The organism is Curtobacterium sp. 'Ferrero' (assembly GCF_002412165.1).
In the GTDB taxonomy this organism is placed as follows: domain Bacteria; phylum Actinomycetota; class Actinomycetes; order Actinomycetales; family Microbacteriaceae; genus Curtobacterium.
The window spans coordinates 357,219-373,692 of sequence record NZ_NXIA01000001.1 but is presented as its reverse complement, the minus strand read 5'-3'; the positions used below and the strand labels follow the sequence as shown (position 1 = coordinate 373,692).

General features: G+C 71.7%; 15 protein-coding genes and 1 pseudogene. 9 read left to right on the top strand and 7 right to left on the bottom strand.

Annotated features, from left to right (window positions below):
• Positions 1-9 precede the first annotated feature (9 nt).
• Complete coding sequence (locus Csp2054_RS01765) at positions 10-282, bottom strand: hypothetical protein (protein ID WP_096897561.1); 273 nt, start codon at positions 280-282, stop codon at positions 10-12.
• Between the two features lie 12 nt (positions 283-294).
• The gene (locus Csp2054_RS01760) at positions 295-1,431 is read right to left on the bottom strand and encodes an inorganic phosphate transporter (protein WP_096897560.1); all 1,137 of its coding nucleotides are present in this window, start codon (positions 1,429-1,431) and stop codon (positions 295-297) included.
• A gap of 98 nt (positions 1,432-1,529) precedes the next feature.
• On the opposite strand from Csp2054_RS01760, the gene Csp2054_RS01755 reads away from it, so the two are divergent.
• From Csp2054_RS01755 to Csp2054_RS01745, 3 genes are all read left to right on the top strand, one after another.
• Entirely contained in the window at positions 1,530-2,399 is an 870-nt protein-coding gene (locus tag Csp2054_RS01755; RefSeq protein WP_096897559.1) for an alpha/beta hydrolase, read from the top strand.
• A gap of 187 nt (positions 2,400-2,586) precedes the next feature.
• Complete coding sequence (locus Csp2054_RS01750; RefSeq protein WP_096897558.1) at positions 2,587-3,066, top strand: GNAT family N-acetyltransferase; 480 nt, start codon at positions 2,587-2,589, stop codon at positions 3,064-3,066.
• A gap of 40 nt (positions 3,067-3,106) precedes the next feature.
• Positions 3,107-4,156, top strand: a complete 1,050-nt coding sequence (locus tag Csp2054_RS01745; protein WP_096897557.1) for a biotin/lipoate A/B protein ligase family protein — start codon at positions 3,107-3,109, stop codon at positions 4,154-4,156.
• A 75-nt stretch (positions 4,157-4,231) separates the two neighbouring features.
• Here the strand turns inward: Csp2054_RS01745 and Csp2054_RS01740 are convergent, their stop codons facing one another.
• From Csp2054_RS01740 to Csp2054_RS01730, 3 genes are all read right to left on the bottom strand, one after another.
• Positions 4,232-6,070, bottom strand: coding sequence for a glycosyl hydrolase family 28-related protein (locus Csp2054_RS01740; RefSeq protein WP_096897556.1), 1,839 nt, complete (start codon positions 6,068-6,070; stop codon positions 4,232-4,234).
• A gap of 127 nt (positions 6,071-6,197) precedes the next feature.
• The gene (locus Csp2054_RS01735) at positions 6,198-6,809 is read right to left on the bottom strand and encodes a DUF1349 domain-containing protein (RefSeq protein ID WP_096897555.1); all 612 of its coding nucleotides are present in this window, start codon (positions 6,807-6,809) and stop codon (positions 6,198-6,200) included.
• A 185-nt stretch (positions 6,810-6,994) separates the two neighbouring features.
• Positions 6,995-8,020 (bottom strand): LacI family DNA-binding transcriptional regulator, encoded by a 1,026-nt coding sequence (locus tag Csp2054_RS01730; RefSeq protein WP_096897554.1) that lies wholly within the window; start codon positions 8,018-8,020, stop codon positions 6,995-6,997.
• A 342-nt stretch (positions 8,021-8,362) separates the two neighbouring features.
• Here Csp2054_RS01730 and Csp2054_RS01725 point away from each other — a divergent pair.
• The 5 genes and pseudogenes from Csp2054_RS01725 to Csp2054_RS01710 all read left to right on the top strand — a co-directional run.
• Positions 8,363-9,698: pseudogene (locus tag Csp2054_RS01725) on the top strand (beta-galactosidase); the annotation flags it as partial.
• Position 9,699: 1 nt separating this feature from the next.
• Positions 9,700-10,086, top strand: a 387-nt coding sequence (locus Csp2054_RS18430) for a Beta-galactosidase C-terminal domain (RefSeq protein ID WP_255252566.1), incomplete at its 5' end; no start/stop codon positions are given.
• Positions 10,083-10,997, top strand: coding sequence for a carbohydrate ABC transporter permease (locus tag Csp2054_RS01720; protein ID WP_096897553.1), 915 nt, complete (start codon positions 10,083-10,085; stop codon positions 10,995-10,997). The genes Csp2054_RS18430 and Csp2054_RS01720, both read left to right, overlap by 4 nt.
• Positions 10,994-11,944, top strand: coding sequence for a carbohydrate ABC transporter permease (locus tag Csp2054_RS01715; protein WP_255252565.1), 951 nt, complete (start codon positions 10,994-10,996; stop codon positions 11,942-11,944). Before Csp2054_RS01720 ends, Csp2054_RS01715 begins: the two co-directional genes overlap by 4 nt.
• A 94-nt stretch (positions 11,945-12,038) precedes the next feature.
• Positions 12,039-13,379, top strand: coding sequence for an ABC transporter substrate-binding protein (locus Csp2054_RS01710; RefSeq protein WP_096897552.1), 1,341 nt, complete (start codon positions 12,039-12,041; stop codon positions 13,377-13,379).
• A gap of 137 nt (positions 13,380-13,516) precedes the next feature.
• Here the strand turns inward: Csp2054_RS01710 and Csp2054_RS01705 are convergent, their stop codons facing one another.
• Complete coding sequence (locus Csp2054_RS01705; RefSeq protein WP_255252564.1) at positions 13,517-14,014, bottom strand: GNAT family N-acetyltransferase; 498 nt, start codon at positions 14,012-14,014, stop codon at positions 13,517-13,519.
• 53 nt (positions 14,015-14,067) lie between these two features.
• Positions 14,068-15,813 carry a peptidoglycan D,D-transpeptidase FtsI family protein gene (locus Csp2054_RS01700; protein WP_176491497.1) on the bottom strand — a complete coding sequence of 582 codons (1,746 nt, stop codon included), beginning with the start codon at positions 15,811-15,813 and terminating at the stop codon, positions 14,068-14,070.
• A gap of 263 nt (positions 15,814-16,076) precedes the next feature.
• Here Csp2054_RS01700 and Csp2054_RS01695 point away from each other — a divergent pair, with 263 nt between their 5' ends.
• Entirely contained in the window at positions 16,077-16,403 is a 327-nt protein-coding gene (locus Csp2054_RS01695; protein ID WP_096897550.1) for a hypothetical protein, read from the top strand.
• Positions 16,404-16,474: the final 71 nt, after the last annotated feature.

Below are 16,474 nucleotides of genomic sequence, written 5' to 3'. Positions count from 1 at the left end.
AGCCGCGCCCTACCGGTGGAAGGCCGGGATGGTCAGCCAGATCCCGAACAGCACCGCCGCGCCGCACACCGCGAAGCACGTCCACGCCCCGACCAGCGCGGGGAGGGGCGTGTGCCCGGACCGCGGCGTCTCCTCGGCGTACTGCGTCCGCTCGCCACCCGCGTCGACCGGCTGTCCGGTCCCGAGGAGGCGCAGGCCCAGCGTGTAGAGCAGCACCACGCCGACCGCGGCGACGAACCCCACCCACGCGACGGTCCAGATCGCTCCGAAGTCGATGTCCACCGGGTCCTCCGATCAGGCCGCGACCGGCTGCGACGCCGGCTGTTCGTCGTTGACGTTGTCCTGCGTCACCGGCTTGCGGCGAGCGAGGACGAAGAAGCCGATCCCGGCCGCGAGCGCGAGCACGGCGACGATGACCAGCCCGACGGTCGAGGTCGCCGCCACCGCCGTCGCGAGGGCACCGACCACCGCCGCCGCCGGCAGGGTGATGACCCAGGCGACGACGATCCGGCCGACGATCGACCAGTGCACGTCGGCGAGCTTCTTGCCGAGGCCCGAGCCGATCACCGAGCCGCTCGTCACGTGGGTCGTCGAGAGCGCGAACCCGAGGTGGGACGCGACCAGGATGGTCGCGGCGGAGCTCGCCTCGGCCGCGAACCCCTGCGGCGACTGCACGTCCGAGATGCGCTTCCCGACCGTCCGCATGATCCGCCACCCGCCCATGTACGTACCGAGGCCGATCGCGAGTCCGCACGCCAGGATCACCCAGAGCGCCGGCCCGCTGCCCGACGGCTGGTAGTTCGCGGCGATCAGGGTCAGCGTGATGACGCCCATCGTCTTCTGCGCGTCGTTCGTGCCGTGGGCGAGCGAGACGAGCGACGCGGACACCGTCTGGCCGTGCCGGAAGCCCGTCGCGGCACCGTGCGTCGTCGCGTTCCTCGTGAGCGTGTACGCGAGGTAGGTGGCGACGAGGGCGATCAGCCCCGCGATGACCGGCGAGAGCAGGGCCGGCAGCACGACCTTCGACACCACCGTCGCCCAGTCGACCGAGTTCAGCCCCGCACCGATGATCGACGCCCCGATGAGCCCGCCGAACAGCGCGTGCGTCGACGACGACGGCAGGCCGAAGTACCACGTGGCGAGGTTCCACAGCACGGCGCCGACGAGGCCGGCGAAGATCATCACGGGGGAGATGTGGATACCGTCCTGGCCCTCGCGGATGATGCCCTGCGAGACGGTCTTGGCGACCTCGGTGGAGAGGAACGCGCCGACCACGTTGAGGACGGCGGAGATGAGCACGGCGGTCCGGGGCTTCAGGGCTCCGGTGGCGACCGAGGTGGCCATGGCGTTCGCGGTGTCGTGGAAGCCGTTCGTGAAGTCGAACACGAGGGCCACCACGATCACCAGCACGACGGTGACGAGGACGTCCATGCGCGAGACGGTAGGCCCGGTGCGAGCGCGCTGCGTGAACGCCGGGTGAACACACCACGGAACCCGTGCGGCGCCCGCGCGTCTGCGAGGATGCGGGGGTGCCGACCTTCTCCGCAGCCCGAGGGGACTCCTCGTTCACCGACGCGCACGGCGTCGAGATCGTCTACTCGACCTGGCGTGCCGCCCGGCCGAAGGGCGTCGTGCAGATCGCGCACGGCGTCGGCGAGCACTCGCTCCGCTACGAGCCGCTCGCGCAGGACCTCGTCCGCGCCGGCTGGACGGTCGTCGCGAACGACCACCGCGGCCACGGCCGGACCGGCCTGGCGCAGTGGGGCGGCGACCACGCGAAGCTCGGTCGGCTCGGTCCCGGGGGCCTGCGCGCCGCGATCGCGGCGGTCGAGCAGCTGAGCACCCTCGCCCGCGAGGACACCCCGGACGTCCCGCTCGTCCTGCTCGGGCACTCGTGGGGGTCGCTCATGGCGCAGCGGATCGTGAACACGTCGAGCGAGGCGTACGACGGGATCGTGCTCTCCGCCACCGCGTACCGGCTGCCCGGGTGGATGAACAGCGGCGACCTCAACGCCCGGTTCGCCGGAGCCGGGCCGACGAAGTACGAGTGGATCAGTCGCGACCGGGCGGTGATCGACGCGATCGGGCTGGACCCGCTCGCGGTCGAGGCCGACGTCATCCGGCTCTTCGGACTCCCGGACACCCTGCGGCTGCTCGGGGTGCCGCGGCGAGGGATCCCGCACGACGTCCCGATGCTCCTGCAGGTCGGGTCGGACGACTCCCTCGGCGGCCCGCGGTCCGTCGAACGCCTGGCCCGGGCCTACCGGACGCGCGAGAAGCTGACGGACGTCGAGGTGCGGGTGTACGAGGGGGCGCGGCACGAGGTCTACAACGAGACGAACCGCGACGAGGTCGTCGCCGACCTCGTCGCCTGGCTGGGTCGCGCGGTCGCGCGCTGACGGGGTGCGCCTGCCGTGCGGGCGGAACCAGGTTCCGGACACAGCACCGCGAAAGAGCGTGGTTCCGTGTCCGGAACCTGGTTCCGCAGGCGGGTCGACCCCCGGCGGGGTGGACGCGACGACGGGACGGACTGGAGGCGCGGGGCGGGCCCGCCGCGCGCCTCCAGGCAGAGAGACGGGGACGACGATGACGGAGCGGCGCGCTGACGTGGTGGTGACGGTCCTCGACGCGGCGGCGGCGGTGGCGCTCGAGCGACGCGAGCCGCCCGGGCGGCGGTACGCGCGGTGGGCAGCAGCCGCACAGGACCGCGGTGAACTGACCGTCCTCGTCGCCTGGGCCGGTACGGAGCCGGTCGGGTCGGGTGAGGTCACGGCGGGCGACGAACCGGAGCTGCGGAACCTCCGGGTCGATCTGGACCACCGTGGGCGGGGTGTCGGGTCGGCCCTCATCGCCGCGGCCGAACGCCTCGCGGCGGCGTGCGGGGTGCTCCGCATCGGCGTCGCGCTCGACAACCCGGACGCGCGCCGCCTGTACGAGCGGGCCGGGTACGTGGCGACGGGCGAGGTCCAGGAGTACGACTACACGTACGTGGACGACGACGGTCGGCAGGTGACCGCGCAGGAGGCCTCTGCGTACCTCGCGAAGAACCTCCGTGGCGGGGCCTGACCGATCCGCGGGCCGGAGTGCACGGGCGTAAGGTCGTCGTGTGCACGGTGAGTACAAGGTCCCAGGCGGGAAGCTCGTCGTCGTCGACCTCGAGGTCGTCGACGGAACCATCCAGGAGTTCCGGCTCGCCGGCGACTTCTTCCTCGAACCGGACGACGCGCTGCCGCTGATCGACGCCGCCGTGAACGGCCTGCCGTCGACGACGGACGCCGCCGGGATCGCCGCGGCCGTCCGCGGTGCGCTGCCCGAGGGTGCGCAGCTGCTCGGCTTCACGCCCGAGTCGGTCGGGGTCGCCGTCCGGCGGGCGCTCTCCCGCGCGTCCTCGTGGCAGGACTACGACTGGGAGGTCATCCACGAGGGACCGATCTCCCCGAACGAGCACCTCGCGCTCGACCAGGTCCTCACCGAGGAGGTCGGGGCCGGCCGTCGTGGTCCGACGCTCCGCATCTGGGAGTGGGACGAGTCCGCGGTCGTCATCGGGTCGTTCCAGTCCCTCAAGAACGAGGTCGACCCGGACGGCGCGGCGAAGTACGGCGTGCAGGTCGTCCGACGCATCTCCGGCGGCGGCGCGATGTTCATGGAGGCGGGCGCGATCATCTCGTACTCGCTGTACGTGCCGGCCGACCTCGTGCAGGGCATGACCTTCGCCGACTCGTACGCCTACCTCGACGAGTGGGTGATCGAGGCGCTGAAGTCCCTCGGCATCGACGCGTACTACCAGCCGCTCAACGACATCACCTCGGCGAAGGGCAAGATCGGCGGCGCCGCGCAGAAGCGCCTCGGCACCGGCGCCGTGCTGCACCACGCGACGATGAGCTACGACATGGACGGCCAGAAGATGGTCGAGGTGCTCCGCATCGGTCGCGAGAAGATGAGCGACAAGGGCACGACCTCGGCAGCGAAGCGCGTCGACCCGCTGCGTTCGCAGACCGGCCTGCCGCGCGCGGAGGTCATCGAGCGGCTCATCGGCACGTTCACGAAGCTCTACGGGGCGCACGAGGGGCACGTCACCGAGGCCGAGCGGCAGCGGGCGCAGGAGCTCATCGCGACGAAGTTCGCGACGAAGGAGTGGCTCGAGCGGGTGCCCTGAGCGCTCGACGTCCACGACGGGGTGCGCCGGCGACCGAGTCCTCGTCGCCGGCACACCCCGTCGGGCCCCTCGCGCTCAGTGCGCGTCGACCACCTGTGCCGGCCCGGGGTTCGTCGCGTCGACCGCTGCACCCGTGCCGTCGATGACGGAGTCGATGCCGCCCGAGCCGTTGAGGAACCGGGTCAGCAGGTCGTGCATGACGATCCCGCTCCGCCCCGAGGTCGTGAACGCCTCCGAGGCATGGACGTCGACCCCCTGGTCGAAGAAGCTGTAGCTCCCCATGCCCGATCCGTGGAAGCTCCGGACACGGGGCGAGATCGCCAGCGCCGGGTAGCCCTTCGTGTTCCGGGAGGCGTTCCACGCTGCCTGGGACGGCACGTCGTAGGGCATCTCGTTCTGGAAGAACACGACCCGTCCGTCCTCACCGTTCCACTGCACCTCCGTCTTCTGGAAGTGCTCGACGAAGAGCCCGGTCGCCGTGACCCGGTCACCGTTCACCACGACCCCGGTGTCGGACCTGTTGCTCGACCAGCCGACGCCCGTCCCGTGGTCCGCCCGCCAGGCCCAGACGTCGTCGAGGACGACGTCGGACGCGTCCACCGTCAGCGCGGTGTCGGTCCGTCCGGCCGTGGCACCGCCGACCCGGAAGAACACGTCCGAGACGAGGGTCGGCTGGCCGCCGGAGCGACCGCGACCGACGTCGAGGAGCGTCCGTGACCCGCGCGGACCCGCGTCGAGCACGAGTCCCGTGACCACGCTGCCGGCTGCCCCTCGGAGGTCGAGCGCGTGGCCGCCCGCCGTCGGCACCAGCGTGGCGAAACCGAGGCCCATCACCACCGTGTCGGGGTGGACGACGCGGATCGGCTCCGCGTACGAGTAGACGCCGGGGCTGAGCAGCAGGTCGGAGCCTCGCGCGAGCGCCCGGTTCACCTGCGCGACCGGTGTCCGCGGTGTCGCGACGAAGAAGTCGCGCAGCGGGACCGAACGTGCGGTGGCGTCCGACGCCCACGAGGTCCCGGAGGTGTCCTCCGTGGCGTCGGGGACGCGGACCGAGTACGAGCCGCCTGCGGAACGGACGAGGAACGGGGTCTCGCGGGTGACCGGGGTCGTGGCGAGCGTCGTGTACGGCTGGGCTCCGGACTGGCCGAAGGTCTCGGTGGGAGCCCCGGTGACGCCGGAGAACACCTGGTTCCACACTCCGTTCGACCAGCCGCCGATCGAGGAGTTCCGGACGAGGAACTGCTGCTGCGAGCCGTTGACCACCTGGCCCGAGAACGCGGAGTCGGCGATGAACCCGCCGCTGGCGTACTGCGGACCCGCGGTGCAGTAGTCCATGAGCGTGGTCGTGCCGTTCACCTGCACCCGCCGCATCGGCGAAGCCTGCGACACCGCCCAGAACTCGGTGTCCGCCCGGCAGCCGCTCGAGCCCGTCGGGTTGATCGTGAGGTTCGACAGGGACCGCCAGAAGTTGTTCAGGGCGATGCACCCGCTCGTCGCGTCGCACTGGTTGAGGACGTTCACCGCGCCGTTGACGACGACGTCGCCCGGGTCCGCTCCGAGGCCGGCGACCTGCTCGTAGTACCCCACCTGCACCACGAGCGGTTCGGCCGCGCTGCCGTAGGTGCCGGGGGCGAACAGGAGCGTGTACCGCTCCGGACCGAACTGGTTGGACACCTGCTGCGCCGACACGGCGTCGAACGCCGCCTGCACGTCGGCCTGCGGTGCCGACGGGGTGAACACCATGACGTTCGGCCCGAGTCCCGGTGCGCCGAACTCCTGCAGCGCCGAGGAGATCGACGTCGGGGTCGCTGCGGAGGCGACGGCGGGCACCCCGATGCCCGCCGCGATGAGTGCGCTGCCGGCCGTGAGGCCGATCGCGATGTGCCGGAGCGTGCTCCGGATCCGTGGTTGCATGCCGAGACCCCTTCGTCCGGCGGCCGGACGTCGTCGTCCGGACCGCACCGCGAAGCCTACGACCGGTCCGGGTCCGGGCGGCGACGCGATCCGGAACCCGCTCGAGAGCGTGTCGTCCGGCGGCCGGTCACGACCCGTCGCGCAGGTCGGCGAGCGTGCGTTCCCGGAGCTCGATCCGGTCGAACACCGCCCGGCAGCCCCGGCCGGTCGGTGCCTGGGCGAGGAACCCCACCGACCACGGCGCGTCACCGGAGCCGAGCCGGAAGACCCGCACGAAGTCCCACGTCGCTCCGTCGTCCGAGGAGTGGAACGCCCACGCCGACCCCACCCGGGCGACCCGGAGGAACACCCCGTCAGCGTCGAGCAGTCGGCCGTTCGCGTCGTCGGAGTACCCGTCCGTCACGACGCTGACGACCATGTCCCGACCCTGGGGCGACCGCTCGTCGCAGACCTTCGCCCAGTGGTCCGGGTCCGACCAGAGCGCGAGGGCACCGGCGTCGAACGTCGTCCGCGGCCCGGGCACCCGGACGCGCGCCGACAGGGTGAAGTCGCCGGATGGTGCGGCGAACGCCAGGGCGCTCGCACCGTGCTGCTGCGGACCGCCGCCGGCGTCGTTCGTCCAGTCCACGCCCGCAGCCGCGTCGAGCACCAGGGACCCGGCCCCCGGATCGACGGTGACGGACCCGGCGGCACCGGTCCAGGTGAGGGGCGGCAGGCCGGGGAGCGCGACGTCGGGCATGCGAGCAGGCTAGCGCCAGGCGACGCGCTGGCGCCCGACCCGCGGCACGGAGCGCTGCCCGTGCGCGGTACGAGGCGCTGCCCGCTCGCGGTACGAGGCGCTGCCCGTGCGCGGTACGGGGCGCTGCCCGCTCGCGGTCCGGGGCGTTGTCCGCCCGGCCTGTCCGCCCGCGCTGCCCGTCCGGGCTACGCGCTCTGCCGCCAGACCACCTCGGTCGGCAGGACCAGCCCCTGCGGCCCGTCGTCGTCCGTGCCGGCGATCTGGGCGAGGACCTGCCGCGCCGCGTGCTCGCCGAGGGTCCGGGCGGGCTGCCGCACCGTCGACAGCGGTGGGTCGCAGCGGAGCGCCCACGCACTGTCGTCGAAGCCCACCACGCCGATGTCGTGCGGCACGGAGCGGCCGGCCCGGTGCAGCACGTCCATGGCGCCGGCGGCGACCGCGTCCGACGCGGCGAAGACCCCGTCGACGTCCGGTGCCCGGTCGAGCAGCTCGCGCATCCCCTCGACCCCGGCGGTGTAGCTGAACAGGGGGTTCCTCGCCACGAGCGCGGGGTCGAAGCGGTCGCCCAGCGCCTCGGTGAAGCCCGCGAGCCGGTCCTGCCCGGAGTCGCGGTCGAGTCCCGAGGCGAGCATCCCGATCCGGCGGCGTCCGGTCTCGACGAGTCGGCTGGTGATCGCGAAGGCCGCGGCACGGTTGTCGATGCCGATCCAGGACGTGTTCGCGGCGTCGGTCGGGTGGCCGACGAAGCACGCCGGCAGGCCCATCTCCTCGATCGCCCGGGTGACGGCGTCCCCGTCGCGGGCGGACAGCACGATCGCCCCGTCGACGAACCCGCCCCGCAGGTACTCGACGACCCGCTCGTCGTCGCGGACGGAGTCGACCATGATCGTCACGAGCTGCTGGTCGGCCTCGGACAGCACCGCGTTCGTGCCGATCAGGATGTTGCCGATGTTCGGGTCGTCGAGCACCTGGACGGACGGCTCGTGCACGATGAGCGCGACCGCGCCCGACCTGCGGGTGACGAGGCTCCTGGCGGCTGCGCTGCGGACGTACCCGACCCGGCGGACGGCCTCCTGCACGGCCTCGCGGGCCTTCGGAGACACGTACGGCTCGTCGTTGAGGACGCGCGACACCGTGCCGCGGGAGAGGCCGGCTTCGTCCGCGACGTCCTGGATCGTGGCGCGGGCACGGGACGTTCGGACGTCGGACATGCGGCCACTGTAGCCGCCCGTGACGGCTCGACGGCGTGGCCCGTCTTGACAAGCGGCGCAGAACGGCGTTTACTCTGGGAGCGCTCCCAGAAGTCTCCGGCCCCGCTCGGCCGGAGCGGACTGGGAGCGCTCCCAGAACACTGGGTGGCCTTCGCCGTCGAAGGGGTCCTCGGACGCAGACGGCGGTCGCCGCCCGCGACGGACGAGGACACCGACGTGACCACCACCCTCCCGGCCCCGGCCAGCACGGCCCTCGGGCTCGGCTCGACCGGCCTGGCGTTCGGCTGCGACTACAACCCCGAGCAGTGGGACCCCGAGGTCTGGGTCGAGGACGTGCGCCTCATGCGCGAGGCCGGCGTCAACCTCGTCGCGATCAACGTCTTCGGCTGGTCGCACGTCGAGCCGCGGCCGGGTGAGTACGACTTCGCCGCGCTCGACCGGGTCATCGGACTGCTCCACGACGCCGGCATCGGGGTCGACCTCGGCACCGGCACCGCGTCGACCCCACCGTGGTTGACCACCGCCCACCCCGAGGTCCTGCCGGTCGTCGCCGACGGCACCATCCGTTGGCCGGGCGGTCGCCAGGCGTTCTGCCCGAGCTCCCCGGTCTACCGCGAGCACGCGCTGGCCCTCGTCCGCGCCACCGCCGAGCGGTACGGCGACCACCCCGCGGTCAAGCTCTGGCACGTGTCGAACGAGCTCGGCTGCCACAACGCGCACTGCTACTGCGACGTCTCGGCCGAGGCGTTCCGGGGATGGCTCCGGAACCGCTACGGCACCGTCGAGGCGCTCAACGCCGCGTGGGGGACCGCCTTCTGGAGCCAGCGCTACGGCACCTTCGACGAGGTCCTGCCGCCCCGGCTGACCCTCTCGACGAACAACCCGTCGCAGGTGATCGACTTCGACCGGTTCTCGTCCGACGAACTCCTCGGCCACCACCGGGCCGAGGCCGCCGTCCTCCGCGAGCTGAGCGACAAGCCCGTGACGACCAACTTCATGGTCGCCGCCCACATCACGGCGCTCGACTACTGGACGTGGACGGGCGACATGGACGTCATCGCCAACGACCACTACCTCGACCACCGCCTGCCCCGGCCGCACGTCGAGCTCGCCTTCGCCGCCGACACGACCCGGGGGCTCGCCGGCGGTGCTCCGTGGTTGCTCATGGAGCACTCGACCGGTGCGGTGAACTGGCAGCCGGTGAACATCGCGAAGGCGCCCGGCCAGATGCTCCGCAACACGGTCGCGCACATCGCCCACGGCGCCGACGGCGTCTGCTTCTTCCAGTGGCGCGCCTCCGTGCAGGGCAGCGAGAAGTTCCACTCGGCGCTGCTGCCGCACGCGGGCACGAACTCGCGGACCTGGCGGGAGGTCACGGAGCTCGGCGCCCTCGTCGAGCGCCTCGGCGAGCTCCGCGGTTCCCGCGTCGCCGCCGACGTCGCGCTCGTCTTCAGCTGGGAGAACCAGTGGGCGGCCGACCTGGAGGCCCACCCCAGCACCGCGCTGCGGTACCTCGAGCAGGTCCACGCCTTCCACGGCGCGCTGTGGGACGCCGGCGTCACGGTCGACGTGGTCGCGCCCGGCGCACCCCTCGACGGCTACGCCGTCGTCGTCGTGCCCGAGCTCTACATGGTGCGCGACGAGCACGCCGCGGTGATCCAGGAGCACGTCGCCCGCGNCCCGTCGAGCTGCACGGCGCCACGAGCGTCGTCGACCACGCGGAGGGACCGCTGGCCGGCAGCCCCGCGGTCACCCGCAACGAGCACGGCGACGGGACCGCCTGGTACGTGTCGACGGTCCTCGACGACGCCGCGCGGGGCGCACTGCTCCGTCGCGTGCTCGCCGAGGCCGGCACCGCACCGGACCCGGTCGCACAGCCGGGGCTCGAGGTGGTCCGGCGCCGGGACGAGCAGCACGAGTGGGTCTTCCTGCTCAACCACACCGACCGTGCCGTCGAGCACACCGTGACGGGCCACGAGCTCGTCGCCGACCGGGCTGTGGACGGCGTCACCGTCATCGCCCCGGGCGGCACCCAGATCATCCGGACGGACAGGGAGCGACCATGACCACCACAGCCCAGCGACCGCGGGTCGCCCGACGTCGGACCGGCGGGGGCTTCCGGTACCGCCGCGCGATCGTCGTCTTCGTGACGCCGTTCGCCGTCCTCTTCACCGCGTTCTACCTCGTCCCCATCCTCTACGCGGTGTGGGAGTCGCTCCAGAAGATCGAGCGGCAGGGCACGTTCGGCGCGCCGACGCAGGTGTTCGGCGGCCTGAGCCAGTACGTGCTCGTGTTCCAGAACAGCGAGTTCTGGGGCTCGGTGCTCCGGGTACTGCTCTTCGGCGTCGTGCAGGTGCCGGTGATGCTCCTGCTCGCCCTGGTGTTCGCACTGCTGCTGGACTCGCCGCTGCTCCGCGGCAAGCGCTTCTTCCGCCTGGCGTTCTTCGCCCCGTACGCCGTCCCCGGTGTCATCGCCGCCATCATGTGGGGCTACCTGTACGCGCCGAACCTCTCGCCGTTCTCGGCGGTCACGAGCCGGTTCGACCTGCTCGGCGGCAGCACGGTCCTGTGGGCCATCGCGAACGTCGTGACCTGGGTCTACGTCGGCTACAACATGCTCATCATCTACTCGTCGCTCCTCGCGATCCCGACCGAGATCTACGAGGCGGCCAAGCTCGACGGCGCCTCGCAGCTCCGGATCGCCCTCTCGGTCAAGATCCCGATGGTGATCCCGGCGATCGTCCTGACCGCCGTGTTCTCGATCATCGGCACCCTGCAGCTCCTCACCGAGCCGACCGTGTTCCGCCAGTTCACCTCGACGATCTCGTCGACGTTCACGCCGAACATGCTCGTGTACTCGACCTCGTCGGTGCCGAACTTCAACCTCGCCGCCGCGTTCTCGGTCGTCCTCGCCGTCGCGACGTTCATCCTGTCGATCGGGTTCCTCCGACTGACCCAGCGGAAGGAAGCCCAGTGACCGTCAACGCACCCGACCGGCGCGAGCTCGTGGCGGACGCGGGCCGACCGCTCGAGCCGAACCGTGCCTCCCGTCCGCACCAGCGCGGAGCGCGGGGTCCGCGTGAGAGCGTCATCTCGCGGTCCGCCGCGATGCTCGTCATGGGCGTCTTCACCGTCTACTTCCTGCTGCCGATCTTCTGGCTGCTGGTCTCGTCGACGAAGACCGCGACGAACTTCAACACGACGTTCTCGCTGTGGTTCAGTGCGTCGTCACTGCAGGACGTCGTCACGAACCTCGGGCAGCTGTTCACCTACCAGGGCGGCATCTACCTTCGGTGGATGGCGAACAGCATCGCCTACGCGGCCGTCGCCGGGCTCATCGGCACCGTGCTGTCGGCGATGTGCGGCTACGCGCTGGCGAAGTACCGGTTCCGCGGACGCGAGGTCCTGTTCAACGTGTTCCTCGGCGGCGTCCTCGTGCCGGCCACGGCGCTCGCCCTGCCGCTGTTCCTCATCTTCAGCCAGGTCGACCTCACCGACACCTTCTGGTCGGTGTTCCTGCCGAGCATCGTCAGCCCGTTCGGCGTGTACCTGTCGCGACTGTTCGCGGCGTCGAGCGTGCCCGACGAGATCATCGAGGCCGCGCGCATCGACGGCTCCGGCGAGGTGCGCACGTTCTTCACGGTCGCCGTGCGGCTCATGTCGCCCGCGCTCGTGACGATCTTCCTGTTCCAGTTCGTCGCGATCTGGAACAACTTCTTCCTGCCGCTCGTGATGCTCCGCGACTCGTCGCTGTTCCCCGTCACCCTCGGCCTCTACACGTGGAACTCGAACGTGAGCCAGTACCCGGACCTCCGCACCCTCGTGCTCATCGGGTCGTTCCTGTCGATCATCCCGCTGCTCATCGCGTTCCTCTCCCTCCAGCGCTTCTGGCGGTCCGGCCTGGGTGCCGGCGGCCTGAAGTGACCGACCCCGCCGCGGTCGCGCACGCCCCCTGGCCCGACCGCGGCGGTCCCCGAACCCGCACCACATCCCCAACCACATCCCGAACGGAAACAGCATGAAGACAACGAAGTTCCTCAGCGTCGCCGCCGTCGCGGTCGCCGCGGCCGTCGCCCTCGCCGGCTGCAGCTCCGGCAGCAGCGGCTCCGGCAGCGGATCCGGCTCCTCCTCGGCGGCGAGCTGCAAGGCGTCGGGCGGCAAGGTCACGCTCGACTTCACGACCTGGGTGCCGAACATGGACAAGGTCGTCGAGATCTGGAACAAGGAGAACCCGGACATCCAGGTCAAGGTCTCCATCGTCGCGAGCGGCAACAGCGGCACCTACCAGAACTTCTTCAACCAGCTCAAGGCCAAGCAGGCCCCGGACATCGGCCAGGTCGAGTACGACTCGCTGCCGGCGTTCCGTGTGCAGGACGGTCTCGAGGACATCGGCGGCTGCGCCGGCGTCGCCGACGCGAAGAAGGACTTCTCCGAGGGCCTCTGGAACCAGGTGACCTTCGGTGACTCGAAGTCGGTCTACGCCATCCCGCAGGACTCCGGCCCGATGGCGCTGTACTACCGCAAGGACCTGTTCGAGAAGGCCGGCCTGTCCGTGCCGAAGACCTGGGACGAGTACGCCGAGGACGCCGTGAAGATCAAGGCGATGGGCGGCAACATCACGAACTTCTCGAAGAGCGACGTCAACCAGTTCGCCGGGCTCGTCTCGCAGGCCGGTGGCCAGTGGTTCTCGAACTCGGGCTCCGACTGGACCGTCAACCTGACCGACAGCGCGTCGAAGAAGGTCGCGAACTACTGGCAGGACCTCATCTCGAAGAAGCTCGTCAACACGCTGCCGAGCTTCTCGGACCAGTGGAACAGCGCCTACGACAAGGGTCAGGACTGGACCTGGGTCTCGGCCGTCTGGGGTGCGAACACCATCTCGAGCGGCGCGCCGTCGACCTCCGGTGACTGGGCCGTCGCGCCGATGCCGCAGTGGAACGAGGGCGAGAACAAGTCGGCAGCCTGGGGTGGTTCGTCGAACGTCGTCTTCGCGGGCAGCAAGCACCCGGCCGAGGCGTCGAAGTTCCTGGTCTGGCTGAACACCTCGAAGGAGGCGCTCGCCGCGCTGAACAAGCAGGCCAACCTGTACCCGGCCTCGACCACCGGTGCCGACCTCCCCGCGCTGACCGAGGGCCTGCCGTTCTACGGCAACCAGAAGATCTACGAGGAGTTCGCGAAGGCGGCCGAGAACATCCAGCCGTTCACCTGGGGTCCGACCATGACCCAGACCTACTCGGACGTCTCGGACGGCTTCGGCCAGGCGACGGCCGGGCAGGGCACCCTGCTGGAGGCGCTCGAGTCCGGGCAGTCGAAGACGATCGCGGCGCTCAAGGCGCAGTCGATCCCGGTCAAGGGCTGACGATCCGTCGGTGACGCAGCGCTGACACGCTGACGGACGGGAGGCACGGTGCCGGTGGGCAGCGTGCCTCCCGTCGTGTGCGTGGGTGCGTGGGCGGCGCTGGTCGGCCGTGGCCGCGGTGGCGGTCCTCGGCCCGGTCAGCGCACGAGGCGGAGGGACCGCTCGATCGGGCCGAACGACGACGTCGCACCGTCGGCCGAGAACCCGTTGCGCCGGTAGAACGCGATCGCGCGGGCGTTGTCGTCCGCGACCCAGAGCTGCGCCGGCCGGGCTCCGAGCACGGCGTCGAGGAGTCCCTGTCCGGCCCCGGAGCCGTGCACCCGTGCGAGCGTGTAGAGCATCGTGAGCTCCTCGGGCCGGACGGCGCCGTCGTCGGTGGCGGGTTGCACGGCCGCGAAGCCGACGATGCCGCTGCCGTCCTCCGCGACGACCGCGGTGAACACGTCGCCGGTCAGGTTCTCCCGCCACATCGGCACGCGGCGGTCGGCGTCGAACCACGGACTCGTGTCCGGGTCGTCGACGACGTGGCCGTACGTCTCCCGCCACGAAGCCGCGTGCACGTGGGCGATCGCAACGGCGTCGGCGGGGACGGCGGACCTGATCGTGATCGACGCGGGATCTTCGTGGTGTGGCACCGTCCGACCGTACCGCCCCGTTCCCGGTGTCGTCGCGCCACCAGCGCGTCTGGCTACCAGCGCGTCGGGTAGGTCGTCGCCCCGGGGCCCGGCGGGACGCGGTAGCGCTCGAGCACCTGGCTCGTCAGGGCGCGGAACGCGGGCGCGGCGACCGACGACAGCTTCGACGTCTGCGGCTTCGTGAACGCGACCGCGACGATCCACCTCGGGTCCGCCGCCGGCACCATGCCCTCGACCGACACGATGGTGTCCGGACCGTAGCCACGCCCACCGGACAGGGCGATCTGCGCGGTCCCCGTCTTCAACGACAGGGTGTACCCGGGGATGGGCTGCATGTTCGACAGGGTGCCGTCGGCCGCGGGGTCGGTCGTGCTCTGCAGCATGTCGACGACCTCCTTCGCGGTCGTGGCCGACACCACCCGGGTGGACGTCACGTGCGGCTCGTCGGACACGATCCGGCCGGACGCGTCGGCGCAGCCCTCGACGATGTGCGGGCTCACCCGGACACCGCCGTTCGCGAGCGTCTGGTACACGCCGGCGACCTGGAGTGCGGTCGCGGTGATGCCCTGCCCGAACATCGAGTTCACGTCGGTCTGCGCGTCCCACGTCGGCGACTGCTGCTGCGGCCACGACGGCTGGCCCGGGAACGTGAGCGCGGGGTCCTGCTGGAAGAGCCCGAACGCCTCGAGGTAGCGGTAGCGGGTCTGCTCCGACAGGCGTTGGCCGAGCAGGGTGATCCCGACGTTCGACGACTGCGCCAGGACCCCGGTCAGCGTGAGGGGTTCGGTCGGGTGCGCCTCGGCGTCACCGATCGTGCCGCCCCACGGGAACGTCCGGGTGTCCGGCACCGACACCGCACTGGTCGGGGTGGCCGCTCCCTCCTGCAGGAGCGCGGCCGCCGTCACCGCCTTGATCGTCGAACCGGGCTCGTACGCGGCGGTGAGCGCCTGCGAACCGAGCGCCGCGGGGTCGTGCTCGGCGGTCGGCGTGACGTCGTCCGGGTCGACGGTCGGCCAGTCGGCCAGCGCCCGGACGGCACCGGTGTGGGCGTCCATCACGATGGCGGTCGCCGACTGCGCCCCCATCGTCGTCCCCGCGGTCGCGATGTCCTGCTCCGCCTGGTACTGCATGTCCGCGTCGATGGTGGTCCGCAGGGTGTCGCCGTCGCGGGCCGCCCGGACCACGCGGGTCGTGCCGGGGAGCGCGACACCGCTGCCGGACCGGTCGTAGGTCTCGGAACCGCTGTGCCCGGCGAGGCAGGTGTCGTCCGCGAGCTCGAGTCCCGCCTGGGCGCCGTCGGTCCCGACGAAGCCGGTGAGGTTGCCCACCGCGGCACCGTCCGGGTAGCTGCGCTGGGTCTGCTCGATCGAGTACACCCACGGCACGTCGAGCTTGCTGACGGCCTCGTGTTCGGCGACCGTCAGTCCCTTGGCGAGGTACGCGAACTGCGACGACGGGTCGGCCCGGACCGCCGCGCGCATCGTCGCCGCCGTGGCGCCCGGCACGTCCGCCGCGTGTGCGATCGCGGCCAGGGCGGTGGCGACGCTGATCCGCTTCGTCCGGGTGCCGCCGAGCGTGCCGGTGAACGCGGCGACGTGCACGGGCGCTGCGGTGACGTCGTACCGTGGCACGCTGGCGGCGAGGACGGTGCCGTCGCGGGCGACGATCGCGCCGCGGAGACCCGGCAGCGTCTCGGTCACCTGCTGTGTCGACGCGGCCTGCGCGTCCAACCCGCGCGCCTCGACGAGCTGGACGTCCACGAGGCGGCCGACGAAGGCCGCGACCAGGGCGAACACCACGATCAGGGCGATCGTCGGACGCCGCCGTCTGCGTGCCGTCGCCGTCCTGCGCTCCGCCACCACGTGCCTCCCGTCCGTGTGCCGACGACGGCGACGCTAACGATCCCGGTGATCACGCCGCTGTGCCGGGGCCGGAGCACGATGAGAAGACGCGGAGCTTCGGCCGCGCGGCGCTGCCCGGGTCGTGCCACCGGCCCGGACGGGTGTCACGCCCGTGTCGGCACTGCGGAGCCCTACGATGGCGACGACGAGAGGGGGCCGTCGTGAGCGGACCGACGGTGCAGGAACCGGCCGACTGGGAGCGAGCCGACTGGGAGCGGGAGGGTGCGCGGGCCCGTCCGGGCGAGCCGCGCGACCGGACGCCGGTACCGGGGGCGCTGCGCGCGGCGACGTGGATCGGCGTGCTCCTGCTCGTCGCCGCGGGCATCGTGCTGTCGGTCGCCGCGGTGCTCGTCGCCGGCGACGAGGAGTCCGAGGCGCACCTGCTGTTCCGGGTGCTCCTGCTGAGCGGCGTCGGGATCGCCCTCGGCGTCGTCGGTGCGGTCGCGCTGCTGCTCCGGTTGGTGGCGTCGGCCGTCGTGCGGTCCTGACCCGGCCCGTCCGCCGGCGAACAGGTCCCGTTGCTGCCGGTCCGTCCGCGATCCCGGCCGCGCTGCCGCCG

Bases quoted from the DNA above. Each gene is read 5' to 3' on its own strand.
- Csp2054_RS01720 (WP_096897553.1), top strand. From the start codon at position 10,083: ATGACCACCACAGCCCAGCGACCGCGGGTCGCCCGACGTCGGACCGGC.
- Csp2054_RS01760 (WP_096897560.1), bottom strand. From the start codon at position 1,431: ATGGACGTCCTCGTCACCGTCGTGCTGGTGATCGTGGTGGCCCTCGTG.
- Csp2054_RS01710 (WP_096897552.1), top strand. From the start codon at position 12,039: ATGAAGACAACGAAGTTCCTCAGCGTCGCCGCCGTCGCGGTCGCCGCG.
- Csp2054_RS01750 (WP_096897558.1), top strand. From the start codon at position 2,587: ATGACGGAGCGGCGCGCTGACGTGGTGGTGACGGTCCTCGACGCGGCG.
- Csp2054_RS01730 (WP_096897554.1), bottom strand. From the start codon at position 8,020: ATGTCCGACGTCCGAACGTCCCGTGCCCGCGCCACGATCCAGGACGTC.
- Csp2054_RS01740 (WP_096897556.1), bottom strand. From the start codon at position 6,070: ATGCAACCACGGATCCGGAGCACGCTCCGGCACATCGCGATCGGCCTC.
- Csp2054_RS01735 (WP_096897555.1), bottom strand. From the start codon at position 6,809: ATGCCCGACGTCGCGCTCCCCGGCCTGCCGCCCCTCACCTGGACCGGT.